Source organism: Aurantiacibacter xanthus, from assembly GCF_003584015.1.
GTDB lineage: Bacteria > Pseudomonadota > Alphaproteobacteria > Sphingomonadales > Sphingomonadaceae > Alteraurantiacibacter > Alteraurantiacibacter xanthus.
The window spans coordinates 1-2,288 of the sequence record NZ_QXFM01000098.1 but is presented as its reverse complement, the minus strand read 5'-3'; the positions used below and the strand labels follow the sequence as shown (position 1 = coordinate 2,288).

Below are 2,288 nucleotides of genomic sequence, written 5' to 3'. Positions count from 1 at the left end.
GGCTGACCGGTGCTGCCTGACGTGTAGATGAGATAGGCGGGATGCCTCGGGTCGAGCGGCGCGACGCGATCGGCGTCCATCGGCGCATGGTCAGGCGCGGCATCGAGACCGGCATCGTCGTCAATCGCGATCAGTGTGGCATCGGCCTCAGCCAGGCCTGTCAGGCGGTCGGCGAGCACGCGCGTCGTCAGCACAGCCTGCGGCCGCGCATCGGACAGCAGGAAGTCGAGGCGTTCGGCCGGCAGATCGGGATCGAGCGGAAGATAGGCGGCGCCCGCCTTCAGCACGCCCAGCACCGCCGTCACCATCTCGATCGACCGATCGAACGCCAGCGCCACCACTGTCTCGGGACCCGCGCCCAGCCCGATCAGGCGCCAGGCGATGCGGTTGGCTGCGGCCTCGAGCCCGGCATAGTCCAGCGATCGCTCCCCGTCCGTGAGCGCGATCGCCTTCGGCGTGCGTGCTGCCTGCGCTTCGAACAGCCCCGGCAGCGTTGCGGGTTCGGGCAGCGAGCGCCGAGGTCCCGCGAAATCCTCTGTCAGTCGGCTCGCTTCACCCGGCAGCAGCACGCTCAGCTTCGGCAACGGCTGGTCCGGGTCCGCCACACCCTGCTCCAGCACGCCGATCAGGCGCGCCGCCAGGCCCTCCGCGCTTGCCCGATCAAACAGCTCGGCGCTGTATTCAAGCTCGCCGCGCCAGGCTCCATCTTCTTCGGTGAAGGTGAAGCACAGATCGAACTTCGCCGTCGGCACGCTGACGGACAGGGGCTGCGTCTTCAGGCCGGGCGCTGCAAAGCTGCCCTCCGCCCCGCTGTTCAGCACCAGCATCGTCTGGAACAAGGGCTGGCGCCCCAGCACCCGCGGCGGGTCGAGTACCTCCACCAACCGCTCGAACGGCACGTCCTGGTTCATATAGGCGTCGAGGCACACTTCCCGGCTCCGCGCCACCAGCGCCCCGAAATCGGGATCGCCGCCAAGGTCCAGCCGCAGCACCAGCGTGTTGACGAAAAAACCCACCAGCGCCTCGAGAGCCGCATCGGCCCTGCCCGCTACCGCCGTGCCAATCGCGATATCCGTTCCCGCGCCAAGTCGGCTCAGAAGCGCCGACACGGCCGCGTGCAACACCATGAACGGGGTGGCGCCGTGGCCGCGCGCCAGCGCCTCAATCCGCGTTATCATATCTTCCGACAGGGCGAAGGGAACAGAGCCCACTGTCTGCAGAGGATGCACAGGGCGGGGACGATCCAGCGGGAGCATCAATTCCGCTGGAGCACCCGCCAATGCTGTTCGCCAATGGTTTATCTGGCGTCCTATCAGGCTTTCTGGGTCAGCCTCCTCGCCCAGCAGCGCCCGCTGCCACAGCGCATAGTCGGCATAGTGTACCGGCAGCGGATCGTAGTCCGGCGCCTCTCCGACCGCCCTCGCCCGATAGGCTTTCGCCAGATCATCCAGCAGCAGCCCCATCGACCAACCGTCGGTCGCGATGTGATGCACGACCAATGCCAGTACATGATCGTCCGGCCCCAGTTCCAGCAGCACCGCTCGCAGCGGCAGGTCACACGCCAGATCGAACGGCCGCGCCGCCTCGGCTGCCAGCATCGCGTCGACCGCGTCCGGCTCACAGATCCGCCGATCCAGCACGACATGTGCCTGTTCGAGCACCTCCTGGTAGGGCTCTCCGCCATCATCCTTCAGCAGCGTGCGCAGGCTCTCGTGGCGCATCACCACATCGTCCAGCGCCGCCGCCAGCGCCGCCACATCCAGCCTACCGGACAGCCGTGCCGCCAGAGGGATGTTGTAGGCCGCATCGGCTCCCTCCAGACGGTCCAGGAACCACAGCCGCGCCTGCGCGAACGACAGCGGCAAACGCGATGGCCGTTCTGTCGCCGTCAGGACATGGGTCGCCCGCGGCGCCTGCCGCACCCGCTCGGCCAGATCGCCCAGCCGCGGCGCCTCGAACACCGAGCGGATGCCCAGCACCCGGCCCAGCACGCTGCGCACCCGCGCCACCAGCCGCGCCGCCAGCAACGAGTGACCGCCAAGCGCGAAAAAGTCGTCCTCCGGACCGACCCGTTCCATGCCCAGCAGCTCGCCGACCAGGCCGCACAGCACCGCCTCTTCCGGCGTCCCCGACACGCCCCCGCGCACCTGAGGCCCCGGCGCAGGGAGCGCCTTGCGGTCCACCTTCCCGTTCGCCGTCAGCGGCAACGCGTCCAGCACCACAATCGCCGACGGAACCATATAATCCGGCAGAACCGCAAAAAGATGCCGGCGCAGCGCTTCCTCATC

1 protein-coding gene is annotated in these 2,288 nt (G+C 68.4%); it reads right to left on the bottom strand.

All coding sequences use genetic code 11. From position 1 onward, the window contains the following. On the bottom strand, window positions 1–2,288 hold a 2,288-nt coding region (locus D2V17_RS10695), incomplete at both ends, for a condensation domain-containing protein (RefSeq protein ID WP_147367359.1).